The sequence below is a fragment of the Rhizobium lentis genome, from assembly GCF_014200175.1.
Lineage (GTDB): Bacteria > Pseudomonadota > Alphaproteobacteria > Rhizobiales > Rhizobiaceae > Rhizobium > Rhizobium mulingense.
In genome coordinates this window covers 71,961-90,822 of sequence record NZ_JACHBD010000006.1, presented here as the reverse complement: position 1 = coordinate 90,822, position 18,862 = coordinate 71,961, and the positions used below count along the sequence as shown (strand labels likewise).

18 protein-coding genes are annotated in these 18,862 nt (G+C 60.6%); 8 read left to right on the top strand and 10 right to left on the bottom strand.

Annotation, left to right across the window (positions count from 1 at the left end):
• The first annotated feature begins 1 nt into the window (after position 1).
• Complete coding sequence (locus GGI60_RS15505; RefSeq protein WP_246720422.1) at positions 2-937, top strand: alpha/beta hydrolase family protein; 936 nt, start codon at positions 2-4, stop codon at positions 935-937.
• A 32-nt stretch (positions 938-969) separates the two neighbouring features.
• On the opposite strand, the gene GGI60_RS15500 is transcribed toward GGI60_RS15505, so the two are convergent.
• Complete coding sequence (locus GGI60_RS15500) at positions 970-1,965, bottom strand: substrate-binding domain-containing protein (RefSeq protein ID WP_183934526.1); 996 nt, start codon at positions 1,963-1,965, stop codon at positions 970-972.
• 175 nt (positions 1,966-2,140) lie between these two features.
• Here GGI60_RS15500 and GGI60_RS15495 point away from each other — a divergent pair, with 175 nt between their 5' ends.
• The 6 genes from GGI60_RS15495 to GGI60_RS15470 all read left to right on the top strand — a co-directional run bounded on the left by GGI60_RS15495 (position 2,141) and on the right by GGI60_RS15470 (position 7,492).
• Positions 2,141-3,088: a sugar ABC transporter substrate-binding protein gene (locus tag GGI60_RS15495; RefSeq protein WP_183934525.1), complete on the top strand. Its 948-nt coding sequence runs from the start codon at positions 2,141-2,143 to the stop codon at positions 3,086-3,088.
• A 122-nt stretch (positions 3,089-3,210) separates the two neighbouring features.
• On the top strand, positions 3,211-4,332 hold the full coding sequence (locus GGI60_RS15490) for an ABC transporter permease (protein ID WP_183934524.1): 1,122 nt from the start codon (positions 3,211-3,213) through the stop codon (positions 4,330-4,332).
• Between the two features lie 2 nt (positions 4,333-4,334).
• Positions 4,335-5,129: an ATP-binding cassette domain-containing protein gene (locus GGI60_RS15485; protein WP_183934523.1), complete on the top strand. Its 795-nt coding sequence runs from the start codon at positions 4,335-4,337 to the stop codon at positions 5,127-5,129.
• Between the two features lie 81 nt (positions 5,130-5,210).
• Positions 5,211-6,014: a TIM barrel protein gene (locus GGI60_RS15480; RefSeq protein ID WP_183934522.1), complete on the top strand. Its 804-nt coding sequence runs from the start codon at positions 5,211-5,213 to the stop codon at positions 6,012-6,014.
• A gap of 42 nt (positions 6,015-6,056) precedes the next feature.
• A complete protein-coding gene (gene iolG, locus GGI60_RS15475) occupies positions 6,057-7,049 on the top strand; it encodes an inositol 2-dehydrogenase (RefSeq protein ID WP_097607290.1) in 993 nt (330 codons plus the stop codon).
• Positions 7,050-7,156: 107 nt separating this feature from the next.
• Positions 7,157-7,492, top strand: coding sequence for a MurR/RpiR family transcriptional regulator (locus GGI60_RS15470; RefSeq protein WP_183934521.1), 336 nt, complete (start codon positions 7,157-7,159; stop codon positions 7,490-7,492).
• A 124-nt stretch (positions 7,493-7,616) separates the two neighbouring features.
• Here GGI60_RS15470 and GGI60_RS15465 read toward each other — a convergent pair whose 3' ends face one another.
• A complete protein-coding gene (locus GGI60_RS15465; RefSeq protein ID WP_183934520.1) occupies positions 7,617-8,246 on the bottom strand; it encodes a TetR/AcrR family transcriptional regulator in 630 nt (209 codons plus the stop codon).
• 187 nt (positions 8,247-8,433) lie between these two features.
• On the opposite strand from GGI60_RS15465, the gene GGI60_RS15460 reads away from it, so the two are divergent.
• Positions 8,434-10,893, top strand: coding sequence for a beta-glucosidase (locus GGI60_RS15460; protein ID WP_183934519.1), 2,460 nt, complete (start codon positions 8,434-8,436; stop codon positions 10,891-10,893).
• Between the two features lie 61 nt (positions 10,894-10,954).
• Here the strand turns inward: GGI60_RS15460 and GGI60_RS15455 are convergent, their stop codons facing one another.
• The 8 genes from GGI60_RS15455 to GGI60_RS15420 form a co-directional block, all read right to left on the bottom strand.
• Positions 10,955-11,491, bottom strand: coding sequence for an OmpA family protein (locus GGI60_RS15455; RefSeq protein WP_010031899.1), 537 nt, complete (start codon positions 11,489-11,491; stop codon positions 10,955-10,957).
• A gap of 13 nt (positions 11,492-11,504) precedes the next feature.
• Positions 11,505-12,179, bottom strand: coding sequence for a L,D-transpeptidase (locus GGI60_RS15450; protein ID WP_183934518.1), 675 nt, complete (start codon positions 12,177-12,179; stop codon positions 11,505-11,507).
• Between the two features lie 275 nt (positions 12,180-12,454).
• Entirely contained in the window at positions 12,455-13,459 is a 1,005-nt protein-coding gene (locus GGI60_RS15445; RefSeq protein WP_183934823.1) for an ABC transporter ATP-binding protein, read from the bottom strand.
• Complete coding sequence (locus tag GGI60_RS15440; RefSeq protein WP_183934517.1) at positions 13,459-14,436, bottom strand: ABC transporter ATP-binding protein; 978 nt, start codon at positions 14,434-14,436, stop codon at positions 13,459-13,461. The genes GGI60_RS15445 and GGI60_RS15440 overlap by 1 nt, the downstream gene beginning before the upstream one ends.
• Positions 14,433-15,347: an ABC transporter permease gene (locus GGI60_RS15435; protein ID WP_097664627.1), complete on the bottom strand. Its 915-nt coding sequence runs from the start codon at positions 15,345-15,347 to the stop codon at positions 14,433-14,435. The genes GGI60_RS15440 and GGI60_RS15435 overlap by 4 nt, the downstream gene beginning before the upstream one ends.
• Before the next feature lie 3 nt (positions 15,348-15,350).
• Complete coding sequence (locus GGI60_RS15430) at positions 15,351-16,325, bottom strand: ABC transporter permease (RefSeq protein WP_183934516.1); 975 nt, start codon at positions 16,323-16,325, stop codon at positions 15,351-15,353.
• A gap of 11 nt (positions 16,326-16,336) precedes the next feature.
• Positions 16,337-17,947, bottom strand: coding sequence for a gamma-glutamyltransferase (gene ggt / locus GGI60_RS15425; protein ID WP_183934515.1), 1,611 nt, complete (start codon positions 17,945-17,947; stop codon positions 16,337-16,339).
• Positions 17,944-18,798, bottom strand: coding sequence for an alpha/beta hydrolase (locus tag GGI60_RS15420; protein ID WP_183934514.1), 855 nt, complete (start codon positions 18,796-18,798; stop codon positions 17,944-17,946). The genes ggt and GGI60_RS15420 overlap by 4 nt, the downstream gene beginning before the upstream one ends.
• Positions 18,799-18,862: the final 64 nt, after the last annotated feature.

The following is an 18,862-nucleotide window of genomic DNA, read 5'->3' as shown; positions in this document are numbered from 1 at the left end:
CATGCGGGACTATGCTAAGGAATTGCCCGAGCACAGGGAAAAATTCATCGGCGAGAATGACCTTTTCCTTGAGATATTTCATGGGAACCATGGCTCGCAACAGCCCGGCCGGCCGCGTCTGCTGTTCGTCCATGGGGCCTTCACCGGAAGCTGGATGTGGAGCAAGTACATTCCACATTTCATGGCCGCAGGATGGGATTCTTACTGCATCAATTTGCGCGGCCACTACAAAAGCAGATCGGTCGATTTCACGCAGGTCGAGTTCGCGCATTATCTCGAAGACATTCGAGAGGGGATCGCCGAAATCGTCGATGAAACGGGAAGCCCGCCTGTCGTGATCGGCTTCAGCATGGGCGGAATCCTCAGCCAGAAACTGGCGGAAAGCGTGGAGATCGCCGGGCTGGTGCTGATCGATTCCAGCATCTGCAGGCAAGTGCATGACGCGGTGCCCTATCAGGACCTTGCCCCGCGGGCGCCCGGCCTCGTCGTGCCCGCACCGGCGCGAGGCGAGCAGTTCAGCGCCGATGAGACCTCCGAGGATATCGCGTTCCAGCGGAAATACCTGTCCATGGAGTCAGGCAAGGCTTTCGCCGCCTTCTCCTTTCATTTTGGAGCCCAGGGAATTTCCGTCGACGGCGGCCGCATCACCTGTCCCAGCCTGGTCATCTCAGCCGTCGGCGATGAAGACGATGACCACCGCGGCCGGGCGGCGGCGCGGCACATCGGTGGCGAATACTTGGGTCTTTCCGGTACGACTCACACGGGTCTGCTGGTTGGGCAAAGGTATCACGAAGCGGTCAGCAGCATTATGGATTGGCTGGCACGCTTGGAAAATTGCTCCAGTCAACCCTCCAAGCCGTGGCCCGCGAATGGACACCAAAATAGGCTTCCCGGTGCGACAAATATCGAGCTTCACGCGCCTCGATGCGATAAGTGAGCATCTGGCGCGCTTCGCTTCAAAACCTGCAATCAAGCCGATAGTCTGGGAACGAGATGCCCTGGCAAGGTGACTGCTTCGACGGCGCGGGCTCCGATAATCATCTCTACGATCGTGTTGATCATGTCATAAGTGGGCTGCTCGTAAGTCGTCAGCCCATAGGCGGGCGTCGCGCCAAGCGCGATATTGTCGAAGCCGACCACCGCAAGCTCTTGCGGAACGCGGCAGCCAAATTCACTGCGGGCGGTGTCCATGGCTCCTAAAGCCAGAATATCGTTTTCACACATCAATACATCCACGCGCGAAGAAGAGGGGGTCGCGCTCAGATAGGCTCGCGCCGCCTCGGCGCCCGCCTCAGCACTGTACCGGTCCGCATTCAGTTCTACGATGCTCTCCACGCCCTTCTGCCTCCAGAAGTTTCCGTAGTGGTGGCGCCTGCCGAGTGCGGTCGACAGGGTTCTTGCTCCCGTCATGAAACCCGGACGGCGATATCCCTTGTCGAACAGGTAATCGACCATTTGCCTGAGAGCGAGTTCAGCATCGCAGGCGATTGCAGGGACGCCGGGGATCTGGCTGTCTCTTGCCAGAACGAACATCGGCGGAAAACCTGGGCCGAGGCGTCGATCGCCCAGAGTTTCCTCGCGAAACGCCGTACCGAAGAGAATCACGGCGTCGAATTGCCGTTGGTCGGCATTGATCAAGGCGTGTACATGATCGAAATGCCGATTGATGTTGATCAATACCGTCAACAGACCCTCCGCCTGCAGACGCTCCGTGAGCATCTCTAGAACCGGAAGCTTGTGCGGATTGGCAAAGTCGTCGACGAAGACCGCGACTTGATGCGTGATGTTTGTCGCAAGGCTGCGGGCAAGCAAGTTCGGCGAATAGTTCAGCGCCTCGGCGGCCTGAAGCACTTTATGCCGACTGGCGTCGGTAATGGATGCGCCTGGTGTAAACGCACGGATCACCGTCCATTTCGATACGCCGGCGGCTTCCGCTACCTCCTTCGCCGTTGCCCTTTTGCGCATGCGGGTCTCCTCTCAGTTGGAATGAATATTCCATAAAAAAATAAAAATGGAATGGATGCTTGATTTTTACAGACAATAAAGTAATTTGGCTACGCTTGCTACCGGTAGCAAATGAGATGCAACCGGTAGCAAGCGGCGAGGTCCGCGTAAGGCGGACTGTTTTTGGGAGGGTAAAATGAAGTTAGGTTTGAAATCGCTTCTCGCCGGCGCGGCCGTCGCTGTTGCGCTCATGTGCTCTTCGGCAGTTGTCAGCGCTGCGGACATTCGCATCGTTGCCGTCACTCATGGCCAGGCCAATGACCCGTTCTGGTCCGTGGTTAAGAACGGCGTCAACGCGGCTGCGAAGGATGTCGGCGTCAGCGTCGACTATCGGGCACCGGAAACATTCGACATGGTCTCGATGGGGCAGCTCATCGATGCGGCTATCAATCAGAAGCCTGACGGTCTTATCGTCTCGATTCCGGACGCCTCGGCGCTCGGCCCGTCCATCAAGAAGGCCGTGGCCGCCGGCATTCCGGTTATCTCGATCAACTCGGGATCGGATGTTTCGAAGGAGTTGGGAGCGCTTCTGCATGTCGGCCAGGACGAATACACCGCGGGCAAGGCTGCCGGTGCGAAGCTGCATGAGCTGGGCGGCAAGGAAGGCTTGTGCGTCAATCAGGAGGTCGGCAATGTCGCGCTCGATCTGCGCTGCAAGGGCTTCGCAGACGGTTTTGGCGGCAAGGTTACGGTTCTGCCCGTCAGCAACGATCCGGCCGACGTCCGGGCAAAGGTCAAAGCGGCGCTGAGTTCCAATGCCGCTGTCGATACCGTCATGGCGCTCGGCGCCGGCACCGCCGGCGAGCCGTCTCTGGCGGCTGTCGAGGATGTCGGAATGACCGGCAAGGTCAACGTTGCGACCTTCGACCTTTCGGCAGATTTCCTGAAGGCAGTGGCCGACGGCAAGGCAGCGTTCGCGATCGATCAGCAGCAGTTCCTGCAGGGCTATCTGCCTGTCGTGTTTCTGGCCAACTCCGCCAAATACGGGCTGATCCCTGGAGGTAATGTGCCATCCGGCCCCAATCTTATCACCAAGGAAAAGGCCGCCCAGGTCGTCGATCTTTCCGCCAAGGGCATTCGCTGACCAGAACTGACGGAAGGCATTCTCTCAGAATCTCCTCCCCCTCAAGGGGAGGGGGTTCGTTGACAGAGCGCTGCCGAGCAGCGCCGCCGCTACCTCAAAATAAAGATTCCACGGGAGGAGTTATGGCTTCGCTTGAGCAGAACACGGCGGCCGCGCCGACGGTCGATGAGCGCGTCAAACAAGTGAGTTTTTTAACACATATGATGCGGCGGCCCGAATTGGGCGCCGTGGCGGGCCTTGTTCTCGTCATCGTCTTTTTCTTTCTCACTGCAGATTCGACGATGTTTTCTCTTTCGGGCCTGATGACCATCATGGCGCCGGCATCGCAATTGGGAATCCTCGCCATTGCGGCGGCACTGCTCATGATCGGCGGAGAGTTTGATCTCTCGATCGGCTCGATGGTGGCTTTTGCAGGACTGATCTTCGGCGTCATCCTGACCAATTTTGGTCAACCGCTTTCGGTTGCCATCGTCATGACAATGCTGTTTGCGGCGTTCATGGGCGCGATCAATGGGCAGATCGTCATTCACACCAGGCTGCCGTCGTTCATCGTGACCCTGGCATTTCTCTTCATACTGCGCGGCTTGACCCTCGTTGGTCTGAAATGGGCCACCGGCGGCTCCACGCAGCTTCGCGGCATCGGCGACCATGTGAAGGACAGTCCGCTGCTCGGGCTCTTTTCCGGCGATGCGCTGAGGGGCGTATTCGTCTGGCTCGCAGATCACGACCTGATAGACAAGTTCCCGAACGGCCTGCCGAAGGTCACGGGCATCCCCGTGTCGGTCCTGTGGTTCGTCGTGCTTGCCCTGGCTGCAACATGGATCCTGCTGCGCACCCGCATGGGCAACTGGATCTTCGCAGCCGGCGGCGATCCGAATGCAGCAAGAAACTCAGGTGTCCCGGTCCATAGGGTGAAAACCGGCCTGTTCGCGTTGACGGCGTGTGCTGCCGCGCTGGTCGCCATCATCACCGTGCTTGACGCCGGCTCAACCGACGCCCGGCGCGGTTTTCAGAAAGAGTTCGAGGCGATCATCGCCGCCGTCATTGGCGGGTGCCTGCTCACAGGCGGTTATGGTTCGGCGATCGGCGCCTTCTTCGGAGCCGTCATCTTCGGCTCGGTTTCCATCGGCCTGACTTATACCAGGTTCGACTCCGATTGGTTTCAGGTCTTCCTCGGCTCGATGCTGCTGCTGGCTGTTCTCTTCAACAATTTCATCCGCCGCAAGGTTACCGGGGAGCGCTGATCATGCCAGACGTCAACAACCGAACACCGATCATCGAAGTAACCGATATCGTCAAGCACTACGGCTCCGTGATCGCTCTCAACGGCGTGTCGATGCAAGTGTCGGCCGGAGAGGTGCTTTGTCTCCTCGGAGACAATGGCGCGGGCAAATCCACCTTGATCAAGACGCTGTCCGGTGTCGTCCGACCAAGCGGAGGTGCGTTTCTGGTCGAAGGCAGGCCGGTCAATTTCCGCAGCCCGCGCGACGCCCTCGATGCAGGGATTGCGACGGTCTATCAGGATCTCGCCATGATTCCGCTGATGTCGATCACCCGTAATTTCTTCATGGGGCGGGAGCCGCGCAAAGGCATCTTCCCATTCCGTCACTTCGACCTCGCGCACTGCAACGATGTCACCCGTGAAGAGATGAGCAAAATCGGCATCGATATCCGCGATCCCAATCAGGCGGTGGGCACCTTGTCCGGTGGCGAACGCCAATGCGTTGCGATTGCGCGCGCGGTCTATTTCGGCGCAAAGATCCTTATTCTCGACGAGCCCACATCGGCGCTCGGCGTGGCACAAACCTCGATGGTGCTGAAATACATCCACCAGGTCCGACAGAACGGACTGGGCGTGATTTTCATCACCCATAACGTTCGGCATGCCTATGCCGTGGCGGACCGCTTCACTATCCTCAATCGCGGCCAGACGCTCGGCACTTTTGCCAAGGCGGATATCGCGATGGACGAGCTTCAGAACCTCATGGCCGGCGGCAAGGAACTGCAGCAACTGTCCGAAGAGCTCGGCGGTACCATCTAGCGCCTTGGCTTTACCCGGAGGCGGCGACCATTGGCTTTCAAAGGCTGCCCGCTTTCTCAGTCATCAAACATGGAAACGGTCATGAACGACGGTTCGTCGAATATCTCATCCCCCTTCACGCTCGCGGTCTGCGCCGAGATGGTTTTCAAGTCGCTTCCTGTTGTCGACAGGCTGAAGCGGATCACCGAACTCGGCTTCCAGGCCGAGATCTGGGACTGGACGAAGCATGACATCGCAGCCCTTGCGAGATCCGGGGCGGTCTTCTCGTCGATGACTGGCTATGTGACCGGCACGCTCGCCGACGACGATGGCGCAGAAGAATTGCTGCGAACCGCGAAGCAATCGATCCCGATTGCCCGGGAGCTGAACTGCCCACGTCTCAACCTGCACGGTACGGGTCTCGACGGCAATGGACTGCCGGTCGTCAAGGCTGACGAAGTGACTGGTTCCATGTGGCTCAGGGCGCGCGATACGCTGAACCGCATCGCCGACCTCGGGGAGCAGGAGGGTGTGACCTTCGTGCTCGAAAACCTCAATCAGGCAGTCGATCACCCCGGGACGCCGTTTGCCAAGGCCGAGGATACGCTCGCGCTCGTCTCGTCCGTTAACCGGCCGGCGTTGAAGCTCAATCTGGACCTCTATCATGCCCAGATCGGCGAAGGAAACCTGATCGAGCTATGCCGGCGCGCGCTGCCCTATATCGGCGAGATCCAGGTGGCGGATGTGCCCGGTCGCATGGAACCGGGCACCGGCGAGATCAACTACAAGGCAATTGCCCGCGCGCTCAAGGACATGGGCTATCGCGGCACGATCGGCATGGAGGCATGGGCGTCCGGAGACGACGAGACGGCGCTTGCCCGCTTCCGCGACGCCTTCACCGTTTGAATGTTTCGATAGTCAAGATTTACATATCATGGAGGGACATCAATGATCAGATTTGGAGTGATCGGCGCCGGCCGGATCGGCAAAGTGCATGCAACAACGATCGCGGCGAACCCCAATGCGAAGCTTGCCTATGTCGCGGATGCCTTCAAGGCATCAGCAGAAGAGCTTGCCGCACGGACGGGCGCCGAGGTTGCCGAGGCGGAGGATGTCATCAACTCCTCGAACGTCGATGCGATCCTCATCGCGACGCCGACCCCGAGCCACGCCGATCTCATCGAGGCGGCGGCGCGCGCCGGCAAGGCCATCCTCTGCGAAAAGCCGGTATCCCTGTCGGTCGACCGCATCAATGCCTGCCTCGAGATTGTCGAGAAAAACAGGTCGACCTTGATGATCGGCTTCAATCGCCGGTTTGACCCGAACTTCGCAAGTTTGGAGGCCCGCCTGCGCCGCGGTGATATCGGCGCGATCGAGATCGTGACGATCACCAGCCGGGATCCGGCGCCGCCGCCTGCCGACTACGTCAAATCCTCCGGTGGCCTGTTCCGCGACATGATGATCCACGACTTCGATATGGCCCGCTTCCTCATGGGCGAGGAATTCGTGGTCGTGAACGCACTCGGATCCTCGCTCGTCGACAAGGCGATCGGGGCCGAGGGCGATGTGGATACCGCCGCCGTCCAGATGCAGACGGCTTCGGGCCGCATTGCTGTCATCACCAATTCGCGCCGGGCGACTTATGGATACGACCAGCGCATCGAAGTCCATGGTGCTGCCGGTATGCTTGCAGCGAAGAATATCGCCGCGACGAGCGTCGAGCTTTCCAATGCGAACGGCATCAGCGGCGATCCCGTTCAACATTTCTTTCTCGAACGCTACGCGCAGGCTTATGCCAACGAGATCAATGCCTTCATCGAAGCGATCGACAGCGGCAACCCATCGCCGAGGCCAGGTGGATTGGATGGGCTTCAGGCTCAAAAACTAGCGGAGGCCGCCACAGTGAGCTGGCAGACAGGCAGGCCAGTTGCCGTCGATTGACGTCAAGGCGGTGCAGTTCGCTCCTCGTGGCTCGCCTGCATCGCCCGACTCCACGAATGCATAATCGACTTGTCCTGCGCGAAATGCATCTGCCACGGAGGCGCCAAATGTCAGCCACGCGTCCTATGAAAGATCAACGTCCTCAAACCTTTCAGGAACTAAAGCAGTCCATTGCCGAAGGAAGGATCTTTTTCCCTAACCAGGTGGAACAGGTTGCAAGGCGGATGCTTGAGCATCCGGAGATGGTGGCCTTCGAAAGTGCTGCTTCAGTCGCAAAAAAATGCGGCGTCTCGCAAACGACAGTTATACGGCTGAGCAGCTTTCTGGGAATTGGATCATACCGCGGTCTGAAGGATCTCTGTGCCCGCTATATTCGAGAACGCTCCAAAGGCATGTCGCCGCCTTACCAAGTCCCTCAGCCGCCACCGCGCAATGTCGGGTAGGATGTCCGTTGCTTGAAGTCGCCGCCGGCAAGGAATGAGTAACCGCCAGGGGACGCATGAGGGGAGCAGGCAACCGCCGGCAGGCGACAAATGCCAGGCTCTCCGATCTGCACCCCATCCTCGTTCAGCCATCCAGACCGAGGCTCGTCTGCAGGCGGCTGACATAGGCTTCGAGCCCGCCGACCATATCGAAGCGATCGGGGTCGCGCAGCCAGAGCATCTGCAGGCCGTCCATTACGGCGATCAGTTCGGCCGCCATCGCCTTGCTATCGATGTTCCTGGCGAACGAGCCATCGGCGGCGGCGCGTTCGAAGGTCGCGGCGATATGCTTCTGCATCTGCGTGGCGCGATCGAGAAACCAGGCCTTGGCGGGGTGGTCCTTCATCAGGCTTTCGGCATTGAGGATGGCGAAAGCCCTGGTGACCTCGACCATTTCGGCGTTGCGACGGAAGACGGCGACCATGCCTTTAAGTAGGCCCCGAAGGTCCAAACGATAGTGGTCGATGAAATCTGCGCTTTCCAAATCGCGCTTGTCCAGAATGGCGAGCAGGAGATCGACCTTGGTCGGGAAATGGTGCAACAGGCCGGGCAGCGACAGGCCGACATCTTGGGCGATATCCCCAATGGCGGCATTCTGATAGCCGTCTTCGGCGAAGCGGCGCATCGCCGCCGCAAGGATTTCCGCTCGGCGCGCCTCCCCCTTGCTGGATTTGCGCCGCTGCTTTTCCCTCGGGCCGGTCCCTTGTTCTGCCATCGTCTCTTTCCGTTTGCCTCCTTTTAACGGCGACGCGCCAATCGGCAAGCCTGCAGCCCTGCAAGCTCTCTACCCATACATCAGACAGTGGCAGTTGACATCTTAAAAATACCGAGTAATCGGTAGGTTTAATGATCAAAGCGCCCGGATCGCGTCTTGGATCCGGAGTCGTAGCAGGGAGGTTTGCATGATCGATTCCATTCTCGACCAGATGACGCTCGAAGAGCAGGTCTCCCTTCTGTCCGGCGCCGATTTCTGGACGACGGTTCCGGTCGAACGCCTCGGCGTGCCGAAGATCAAGGTGACGGATGGACCGAACGGCGCGCGCGGCGCCGGCTCGCTGGTTGCCGGCGTCAAGGCGACCTGCTTTCCCGTCGCCATCGCGCTCGGCGCCAGCTGGAATCCCGAACTTATCCATCAGATGGGCGCAGCCCTTGCGCGCCAGGCAAAGAGCAAGGGTGCCGCAGTGCTGCTGGCGCCCACGGTGAACATCCATCGCTCCGGCCTCAATGGACGCAATTTCGAATGTTACTCCGAAGACCCGATGCTGACCGCCGAGCTGGCCGTTGCCTATATCGAGGGCGTGCAGGGCGAGGGGATCGCAGCGACGATCAAGCATTTCGCCGGCAATGAGTCCGAGATCGAGCGGCAGACCATGTCTTCCGATATCGACGAGCGGACACTGCGCGAAATCTACCTGCCGCCCTTCGAACAGGCTGTGCGTCGCGCCGGCGTGATGGCGGTCATGTCCTCCTATAACCGCCTGAACGGCACCTATACGAGCGAGCATCACTGGCTGCTGACCAAGCTGCTCCGCGAGGAGTGGGGGTTCGACGGCATCGTCATGTCCGACTGGTTCGGTTCGCATTCGACTGAAGAGACGATCAATGCCGGCCTCGATCTCGAAATGCCGGGTCCGGCGCGCGATCGCGGCGACAAACTGGTCGCGGCCGTGCGCGAGGGCAAGGTCGAGGCCGAAACAGTACGCGCTGCGGCGCGGCGCATGCTGCTTCTGCTCGAGCGGGTCGGCGCGTTCGAGAAGAAACCCGATCTGAGCGAGCGGGCGGTCGACCTGCCGGAAGACCGGGCGCTGATCCGGCGTCTCGGCGCGGAAGGCGCCGTGCTCCTCAGGAATGACGGCATCCTGCCGCTTGCCAAAACCTCCCTCGATCGCATCGCCGTCATCGGCCCCAATGCCGCAAGCGCGCGCGTGATGGGCGGCGGCAGCGCGCAGATCGCCGCGCATTATGCGGTAAGCCCGCTCGACGGCATCCGCGCCGCCCTCTCCAACGCCAACAGCATCAGCCACGCGGTCGGCTGCCGCCACAACCGCCTGATCGACGTGTTCAAGGGCAAGATCTCGGTCGAATATTTCAAGGGCCGCGGCTGCAAGGGCGAGCCGCTGCATGTCGAAACGGTCGACAAGGGCGAATTCTTCTGGTTCGAGCTGCCGTCGGGCGATCTCGACCCTGCCGATTTTTCGGCCCGGATGACGATGCAATTCGTGCCGGAGGAGAGCGGCGAGCATGTCTTCGGCATGACCAATGCCGGCCTGGCGCGGCTCTTCGTCGATGGCGCACTGATGGTTGACGGCCGCGACGGCTGGACGCGCGGCGAGAACTATTTCGGCACGGCCAATGACGAACAGCGCGGGGCAGTGCCGCTCGAGGCCGGCCGGTCATACAAAATCATCGTCGAATATGAGCCGTCCACCGCGACCGAGGAGGGCATTAACCTCATCGCCGTGCGCTTCGGTGTGGAAAAGCCGCTCGGCGAGGCCGATATCGAGGCGGCCGTCGAGACGGCGCGGAATGCCGATGTGGCGCTGCTCTTTGTCGGCCGCGACGGCGAATGGGATACGGAAGGGTTGGACCTGCCCGACATGCGGCTGCCCGGCCGACAGGAGGAACTGATCGAGCGGGTTGCCGCCGCCAACGCCAACACGGTGGTCGTGCTGCAGACCGGCGGTCCAGTGGAAATGCCCTGGCTCGGCAAGGTTCGCGCCGTGCTGCAGATCTGGTATCCGGGGCAGGAACTCGGCAATGCCGTCGCCGACGTGCTGTTCGGCGATGTCGAGCCCGGCGGACGCCTGCCGCAGACCTTCCCGAAGACGCTTGCCGACAATTCGGCCATGACAGGCGATCCCGCCGTCTATCCCGGCCGGGATGGGCATGTGCGCTACGCCGAAGGCGTCTTCGTCGGCTATCGTCATCACGATACACACGCCGTCGAGCCGCTCTTCCCCTTCGGCTTCGGCCTCGGCTATACCCGTTTCCGCTGGAGCGAGCCGCGGCTGTCGGCCGGCGAAATGGGTTCCGATGGCGTCACCGTCAGCGTCGACCTGACCAATATCGGCGACCGGGCCGGCTCAGAACTGGTGCAGCTCTATGTGCGTTCGCCGAAGACCAAAGTGGAGCGGCCGGACAAGGAACTGCGCGCCTTCGCAAAGCTATCGCTGCAGCCCGGCGAGACCGGCACGGCGACAATGAAGATCCTGCCGCGCGATCTGGCTTATTTCGACGTCGAAGCCGGCGCTTTCCGCGCCGAAGCCGGCAATTACCAGCTGGTCGTGGCGGCGAATGCTGCGGATATCAGGTTCGTGCGCGATCTGCCGTCACCATCCAGCTACGAGTTGCCGCCCTCTTAGAATAGGTGGCCCGGGATACGGTTGGCGCGTCTACGCGAGCGCCGAGTGGTCCAATCTGCGATCAAGCCGCGTCCGGCTGGGCACGCAGGTTGGTGACGACACGCCGGTTCTGCACCTTGCAGGAGCGGTCCGTGCAGTCGCGAACTTCTCGATCGTTGCCATAGCCCTTGGCCCACATGCGCTTCGGGTCGACGCCCTTCGAGGCGAGGTAGGCCATCGCCGCGTCGGCGCGCTTCTGCGACAGCGTTTCCATCTGGGAGGCCGAACCGGAATCGTCGGCAAATCCCTGCAGCTTGAGCAGCCAGGTCGGGTTTCTGTTGAGCCAGGCGGCCTGGTTATCCAGCGTTGCCATGGCGACGGAATCGAGGGTGGCGGAGTCCTGCTTGAAGTAGATCCGCCGGCCGACATTGAGGATAAAATCCTCTTCGCTGCCGGCCGCGACGTTTTCGAACCCCGGCGCCGGATCATTGGTCTGGCCGGTCATCGGCGCCGCAGTCGGTTCTTCCAGGGAGGCGATCTCGGTGGTGGAGCAGGCGGCGAGCGCCAGGAGCATGGCCGCGGCGAGAAGGCGGCTCGTGTATCCGGTCGTAGCAGACATCAGGGGATATTCCTTATTCGACCGGGGTTGTTTGGCTGACCTGCGTGGCGCTTTCGGCCTGGTCGGCGATATGCGGCAGAACCTGTACGGCGGTGCCGATCGGGCAACGCTGGTAGAGGTCGATGGCGTCTTCGTTGAACATGCGGATGCAGCCGCTGGAGGCATCCTTGCCGATGCTCCATGGCTCCAGCGTGCCGTGGAAGCGGTAGCCGGTGTCGACGCCGTCGCGATGCAGATACATGGCGCGGGGGCCGAGCGGGTTCTTCGGAGAGCCTCCCGCCACGAATTCAGGCAGTTCGGGGTGGCGCTTGCGCATCTCCGGCGGCGGCGTCCAGCGCGGCCACAGCGATTTGGCGTCGATCGTGGCGCGGCCGAACCATTTGAACCCCTCGCGGCCGACGCCGACGCCGTAGCGAATGGCGGTCTTGTTCTCCATGATTACGTAGAGAAAATGGTGTCTTGTATCGACAACAACGGTGCCGATCGGCTCGCTGCTGAAATATTTGACGACCTGGCGGTGCCACTTCCTGTCGATCTTGGCGAAGTTGGTCCTTCGGAACGTCACGCCATTGTCGACGAGGGTGCCGTCAAAATAGGACGACGCCGCGGCGAATGCCGGTTTCCGAACTGCAGCAGCGCCAAGTAACGCCAAACCACCAAGCAAAATTTCCCTGCGTGTCCCCAGCATCGGCAATATCCCCCTTAAAGCCAAGCAGCGGAATATCAGTAAATCAGATTTTTCATTGGCGACAACAGAAAATTATTCTCCTTCCTAAAGACCGGGATCGAGTTGCGGTCTTCTGGATAGATTTGCTTCGATCGTTACCCGGGAGGAGAACGCTACACCCTGCAAACCCGCAGACCACTTGAACGGATGGATCCTTGTCAGCAGTCCTGACACCGCTTCGAAAATATCTGCGTATGCGGTCGACTGCGCTCACGGTTCCAGGAGCGAGTTCGGGATCATACATCGTTAAGATGGCAAGCCGACAGGTGCCCCGGTGCAACTTCCTTTTTTGCGGGCACTTCCAGACGGCAGCGATCCATCGCAAACGGGCATCTCGGATGGAAGTGACAGCCTTCCGGCGGGTTTATCGGGCTGGGAAGCTCGCCATCGACGGGCTTGAACTGCCGCTTGCCGGGTTCGATGCGCGGCACTTCGGCCAAGAGCGCTTTCGTGTAAGGATGATTGGGCCGGCTGAAAACCTCTTCGACGGGCGCCTCTTCGACGATCCGGCCGAGATACATGATCGCAACGCGGTCGGAAATATGTTCCACGACGCCGAGATCATGGCTGACGAACAAATAGGTCAGGTCAAGCTTGTCGCGAAGTTCCATGAACAGGTTGATGACCTGAGCCTGGATGGAAACGTCGAGCGCTGCGACGCTTTCGTCACAGACGAGAAATTTCGGCTGCACGGCGAGCGCGCGCGCAATATTGACGCGCTGCCGCTGGCCACCGGAAAATTGATGCGGGTATCGCTTTTTCATAGACGGGTCGAAACCGGCCAGCATCAGATATCTGTCGACATAGGCGTCGCGTTCCGTCGAGCGGGCAAGTCCATGCGTGCGAGGCGCCTCCCAGATAAGCTCCTCGACGGTCATGCGCGGATTGAGAGCGGCCATCGGGTTTTGGAAGATCATCTGGCTGGCGAGACCGAACTGATGCTGCTCGCCTTTCGACATGGCGCTTCGGTCGATCCCCTTCCAGAGAATGTGGCCTTGGCTCGGCGACGTGATCCCTGCAATGGCGCGGCCGAGCGTCGACTTTCCGCAGCCGCTCTCGCCGACAAGGCCGACAACCTCTCCGGGTCGAATGCTCAGGCTGACATTATCGAGCGCATGAACGATAGGTGCCGGTTTGGCCAGCCTGAGCTTGACCGCGATCTTGGCGGCGAGGTCGGGCTTGGCTCCGAAGCGCTGCGACACGTTCCTCGCTTCGATCAGGGGCGTGGCGATCGCCGTCATCATGCTATCTCTTTCGTAACGGGATGAATGCAGCGGAAGGAGCGGTCGCCTTCCTGCATGAGCGCCGGCATGACCAGACAGCCGTCGGTCGTCCGGTCACAGCGCGTACGAAAACTGCATCCTTGTGGAAGGCGGTTGATTGCCGGCGTCATGCCACGAATCTGGTGGAGGGGCTCTCCGCGTCTGTTTTGCGAAGGAACGGACGCGATCAGACCGGCAGTGTAGGGATGGTGAGGATCGGTCAGAACCTTGCCCACCGGTCCGGTCTCGACGAGGCGGCCGGCATACATGACGGCGATCTCGTCGGCCAATCTTGAAACGATCGCCAGATCGTGGGTGATCCAGATCACCGCCGTATTTCCTTCTTCCGTGAGCCTCTGGAATTCGGAAATGATCTGGCTCTGGATCGTCACATCAAGCGCCGTGGTCGGTTCGTCGGCGATGATTAGGTCCGGCTTGTGAAGAAGCGCAATGGCAATCGCCACGCGCTGGCGCATTCCGCCGGAAAACTGATGAGGATAGGCGGCAAGCCTTTCTTCGGGGCTTGGTATGCCGACCAGCGCCAAAGCATCCCGCGCCCGCTGCCGGGCTGCATCCTTCGAGACGCGGTCGTGCGCCTGGACGGCTTCCACCATCTGCGTACCGACGGTCAGGACCGGGTTGAGCGTCATCATCGGATCCTGGAATACCATGGCGATCCGCTTGCCGCGCAGCTGCCGCATCTCCTCGTCCGAATATTTCGCGATGTCGGCGCCGTCGAAGATGATCTGGCCGCCGGCCACCCGGCCGGGCCTGTCGAGGAGCCGCATGATCGAGAAGCCGGTTACCGACTTTCCGGATCCGGATTCCCCCACGAGACCAAGAACCTTGCCGCGCTCCACCGTGAACGATACGTCGTTGACGGCGCAAAGACTGGGGCGACCTTTGCCGCTGCCGAATTCGGTGACGAGATTGCTCACTTGCAGCAATGGGGTCATGACATGTTCCTCGGGTTGAGCACATCGCGCAACCGGTCGCCGACGAGATTGATCGCCGCGATCGTGATTAGAAGCGCAATGCCGGGGAAGAAGCTGATCCAGTAGAGGCCCGTCAGAAGATATTGGTAGCCGGTCGAGATCAGCATGCCGAGCGAGGGTTCGGTCACGGATGCACCCAGACCGAGGAAGGACAAGGTTGCTTCGAGACCGATTGCCCTGGCGATCTGCATGGTGGCGATGACGATGACCGGCGCAAGACAGTTCGGCAGCAGGTGCCTGAAGAGGATGCGCCATCCGGGCAGGCGCAGCATCCGGGCCGCCTCGATATATTCCTTCTCGCGCTCGACCAGAGCGGTGCCGCGGACCGTGCGGGCATAGGTCGCCCACTCGGCGATGATCAGTGCGATCACGACATTGGGCACGCCCTTGCCGAGCACGGCGAGCATCATCAGCGCCATCAATATGGTGGGAAAAGAGAGCTGCAGGTCGACGAGCCGCATCATCGCGGTTTCCGTGCGCCCTCCCATGTAAGCGGCGAACAATCCGGCCGAGGTTCCGATGATGGCAGCAGCGAAAGCCGACAGAACGCCTACCAGCAAAGAGGTGCGCAGGCCATAGAGGATGCCGGACAGGATATCGCGGCCCTGGCTGTCGGTGCCGAGGTGATAGACAAGCCCGGTCATGGATTCGGACCCCGGCGGCAGGCGACCATCCATGATGTCGAGCTGCATCAAATCATAGGGATTTTGCGGAGATATCCATGGCGCAAACAGCGCCAGGCAACAGATGATCACCAGCGTGAGGAAGGCGATCACGGCTGCCGGAGAGCTGAAGAAATCCGCGATCCCTTTCGACAGACGACTGGGCTCGGGCGTTGGAGCGCTTGTGTCTTGCGTGTTTGGTTCGGCCATGGGTCAAGCCTTTCCTTCCAGCCGGACCCGCGGATCCAGAAGGGTATAACAGATATCGATGATGAAGTTGAGGACGACGAAGAGCAGGACCATCATCATCAGGTAGGCGACTATGACGGGGCGATCGAGAAGGTTGATCGAGTCGATGATGAGCTTGCCCATGCCCGGCCACGCAAAGATGCTTTCGGTGACGACCGAAAAGGCGATAAGCGAGCCGAACTCGAGGCCGATGATGGTCACCACCGGGATCATCAGGTTCTTGAGAACGTGCACGGAAATGATCCGCCGCTCTCGCAACCCCTTGGCGCGGGCAAACTTCACATAGTCCTGGGGCAGGACCTCTTGCACACCGGCACGGGTCAGCCGCAGAATGAGCGACGTCTTGAACAGAGCCAGGTTGAAGGCCGGCAATAAGAGGTGCCGGATGCCGTCCCCGGTCAGAAACGACCATTGTGCACCAAGTAGTTCCTGCGTCGGGCCGCGGCCATTCGTCGGCAACCAGCCGAGCTCGACGGAAAACACCATGATCAGCATGAGGCCGACCCAGAAGGTCGGAAGCGAGAAGCCCAGAATCGAGCCGCTCATGATGAGCTTGGAGGAAATCCGATTGGGGTAAAGCCCTGCATACAGCCCAAGCGGCAAGCCGAACAAGAGCGCGATGCCGAGAGCCGTGATCGCCAGTTCGAGCGTTGCCGGGAGACGTTCGAGGATCAGACCCAGCGCCGGCCGCCCATAAACGAAGCTGTTGCCGAAGTCCCCGTGCAGAAGCCCTTGGAGAAACAGCAGATACTGTTTCCACAGCGGCTGGTCCAGACCGTAATGCGCGATAACGAGTGCCCGCTCCGCCTGATTGGCGTCTGGGTTGATGAGGATGTCGACCGGATTGCCGATCACATTGACGCCGATGAAGACAATGATCGTCATCGCGACAACGACAAAGAGCGCCTGTATCAATCGCCTGATAATGGATGTGGTCATCGAACCTCTCCTTAGGCGACGGAGATCGCCATCCCGTCGCGCTGCGGATCGGCGGCGCCTTTGGAGACACCGCCTTCAATCTTGATCGCGTGGACTGCGGCGAATGCGTATGTCTGCGGCGACCGCGCCACCTGGTAGCCCTGCGTCCGCAGCTCGTCCTCGACAGAGTGTCGAATACGATTGCAGATGTCGATCGTGTTTGACACCCCTACGATCCTCGGCGCCGAGACGGCTTCGAGCACGGACATGTCGAAATCGATCATGTTCATCAGGCATTGCGCAACGGCGGGCGCGATATAGCTGCCGCCCGGCGCTCCGATGACGATGCTGGGCTCGTCACCCTTGAAGACGATGGTCGGCGCCGCCGAGCTTGGACGCCGCTTACCGGGCGCGATAGAGCCGGGCTTGCCCGGAACCGGATTAAAGCGGCTCATCGTGCCGTTATACATGAAGCCGAGGCCGTCGGTGATCGCACCCGAGGGACTGCCGAGGGTGTGGGTCATCGCAACGGCGTTGCCGTCCTTGTCGATCACCGAGATGTGGGTGGTGTCGCGCTGCGAGCCATCAAGACGCGAAACGCTGGCGACCTCGCCTGCCTTGATCGCGTGGGCATGCGCCTGCGCATGCTCTTTCGACAGCAGCCTTTCATAAGGCACGTCGACATAGGCGGGATCGCCCATATGCGCGTCCTTGTCGATCGTCATTCGCTTCATGGCTTCGAACAGGATGCGGACATGCTCGGCGCTGCCATGCCGCAGCGAGCCGACGTCGAACTGCTCCATGATATGCAGGAGTTCCAGCATCGGGAAACCTGAGCCCGGGGGCGGTGAGGTGGCAATGCGGTTGTGGCGATAGTCGCCCCAAACGGGCTTTATCTTCGACAATTCGTAGCGCGCCAGATCTTCCCGATCGATCAAACCGCCATTTGCCTTGAAATCGTCGGCGATCTGTTCGGCCAGGTCGCCGTGATAGAAAATGTCCGACCCGCCGCTTTGCGCGATGCGTTCGAGGGTTTGCGCCATATCCTTGTTGACGAGCAGGTCGCCGACGTTCTTGAGCATGCCGTCGGCGTCGAAGTAGGTTTTCCGCCCCGTTGCGGAAAAGCGCAGCTTGTCGATCGTGTTGGCGAAACCGTCGTTCGCCTGGTCCTTGGCCCAATACCAATGCATGTGGTTTCGGATCATGAAACCGTTGCGGGCCAGCCGGATGGCCGGCTTGATGAGATCGGCCCACTCGAAGGTGCCGTAGTCGCGCAGCGCGGTCTCATAGCCCTTCAGCGAGCCGGGGGTGCAGACGGCAAGGTAGCCGATATCGGAGATATTGCCTTCAAGAACGTAGCCGAAGCCGTCGCGGCTCTGGTGCTTGATCTTGTCGAGCCACATGTCCGGCGCAGCCTTCAGCGGCGCGCGCGCATAAAATTCGAGGATCTCGTGCACGCCCTTTTTCGGCATGTAGACATGCATGGAGCCGAAGCCGCCAATGCCCGCCATTTGCGGGTCGACCACGCCCTGGACGAAGGCACAGGCGAGTGCCGCGTCGATGGCATTGCCGCCGCGCTCGAGAATTTCCGCGCCGGCTTCGACTGCCTCCGGCTGAGGCGCCACGATCGTTGCATTTCTCATTTCGCGCGCCGCTCTTTCAGCACCTTTGCCAGGAAGACCTTGACGTGACCGAGAACTTTCATTCGGTCGTGAGAGACGCCAGGAATACGATCGAACGTCACATCGACACCCGCTTCGCGGAATGAGCTCGCCAGGGCGGCAAGCCGCTCGGGCCGCGTTTTGCCGGCATCGTTTGCGCCATCCATATAATATTTGCCGCCCGGCTTATGGTTGATTTCCCAGGTCTCCAGATCGGCGTCGCCGACGATCATATGCACCGGCAGTTTGGCGAGCTCTTCGGGCCGGAAAGACTTGCCGAAGCGCGCCTCCAGATCCCGGATGCCGACCCACCAGTCACGCGTCGGATCCAGAAGGGTGACGGAACCCGGTGCGCCGATCGATGCCGCCCAGAGCTTTTCCGGATGCAGGATGGCGAAACGGTGCACGAAATGGCCGCCGCCGGAGAAGCCGAACATGGCGAATTTAGACCAGTCCTGACGGTATTTTTCGGCCACTTCCTCGACCATGGCAAGGACGACGCGATCGTAGCGGATGTCGCCTTCCTCGAGAAACTTGTAGCCCGAACGCGCACCATCACCGAGAACGCCAACCGGGAAGATCGGGCAAAGGATGGCGCAGTCGTTGTAGAGCCCGAATTCGGCAAAACCGTCGCGGAAATCGATGGCTGACGTGCGCCCGGTGCCGTGGACCGCGACCAGGAGGTCGAGCTTGCGGCCATCTGCCGCCGTCGGCGGCACATAAAGCACCATATGGAGGCGGGGATCGGCCTGAGAGGCGAAGATGGCCGTCTGGCCATAGTCATAGATGGCCTTCGCCCGGGCGACGGCTTCGCCCGTTCCAAGTTCCTGCATGAATGTCTCCTGGGAGATGAAGAAAGGGCGGCCTTGGGGCGGCCCCATCCCGCTGTCTTGCACC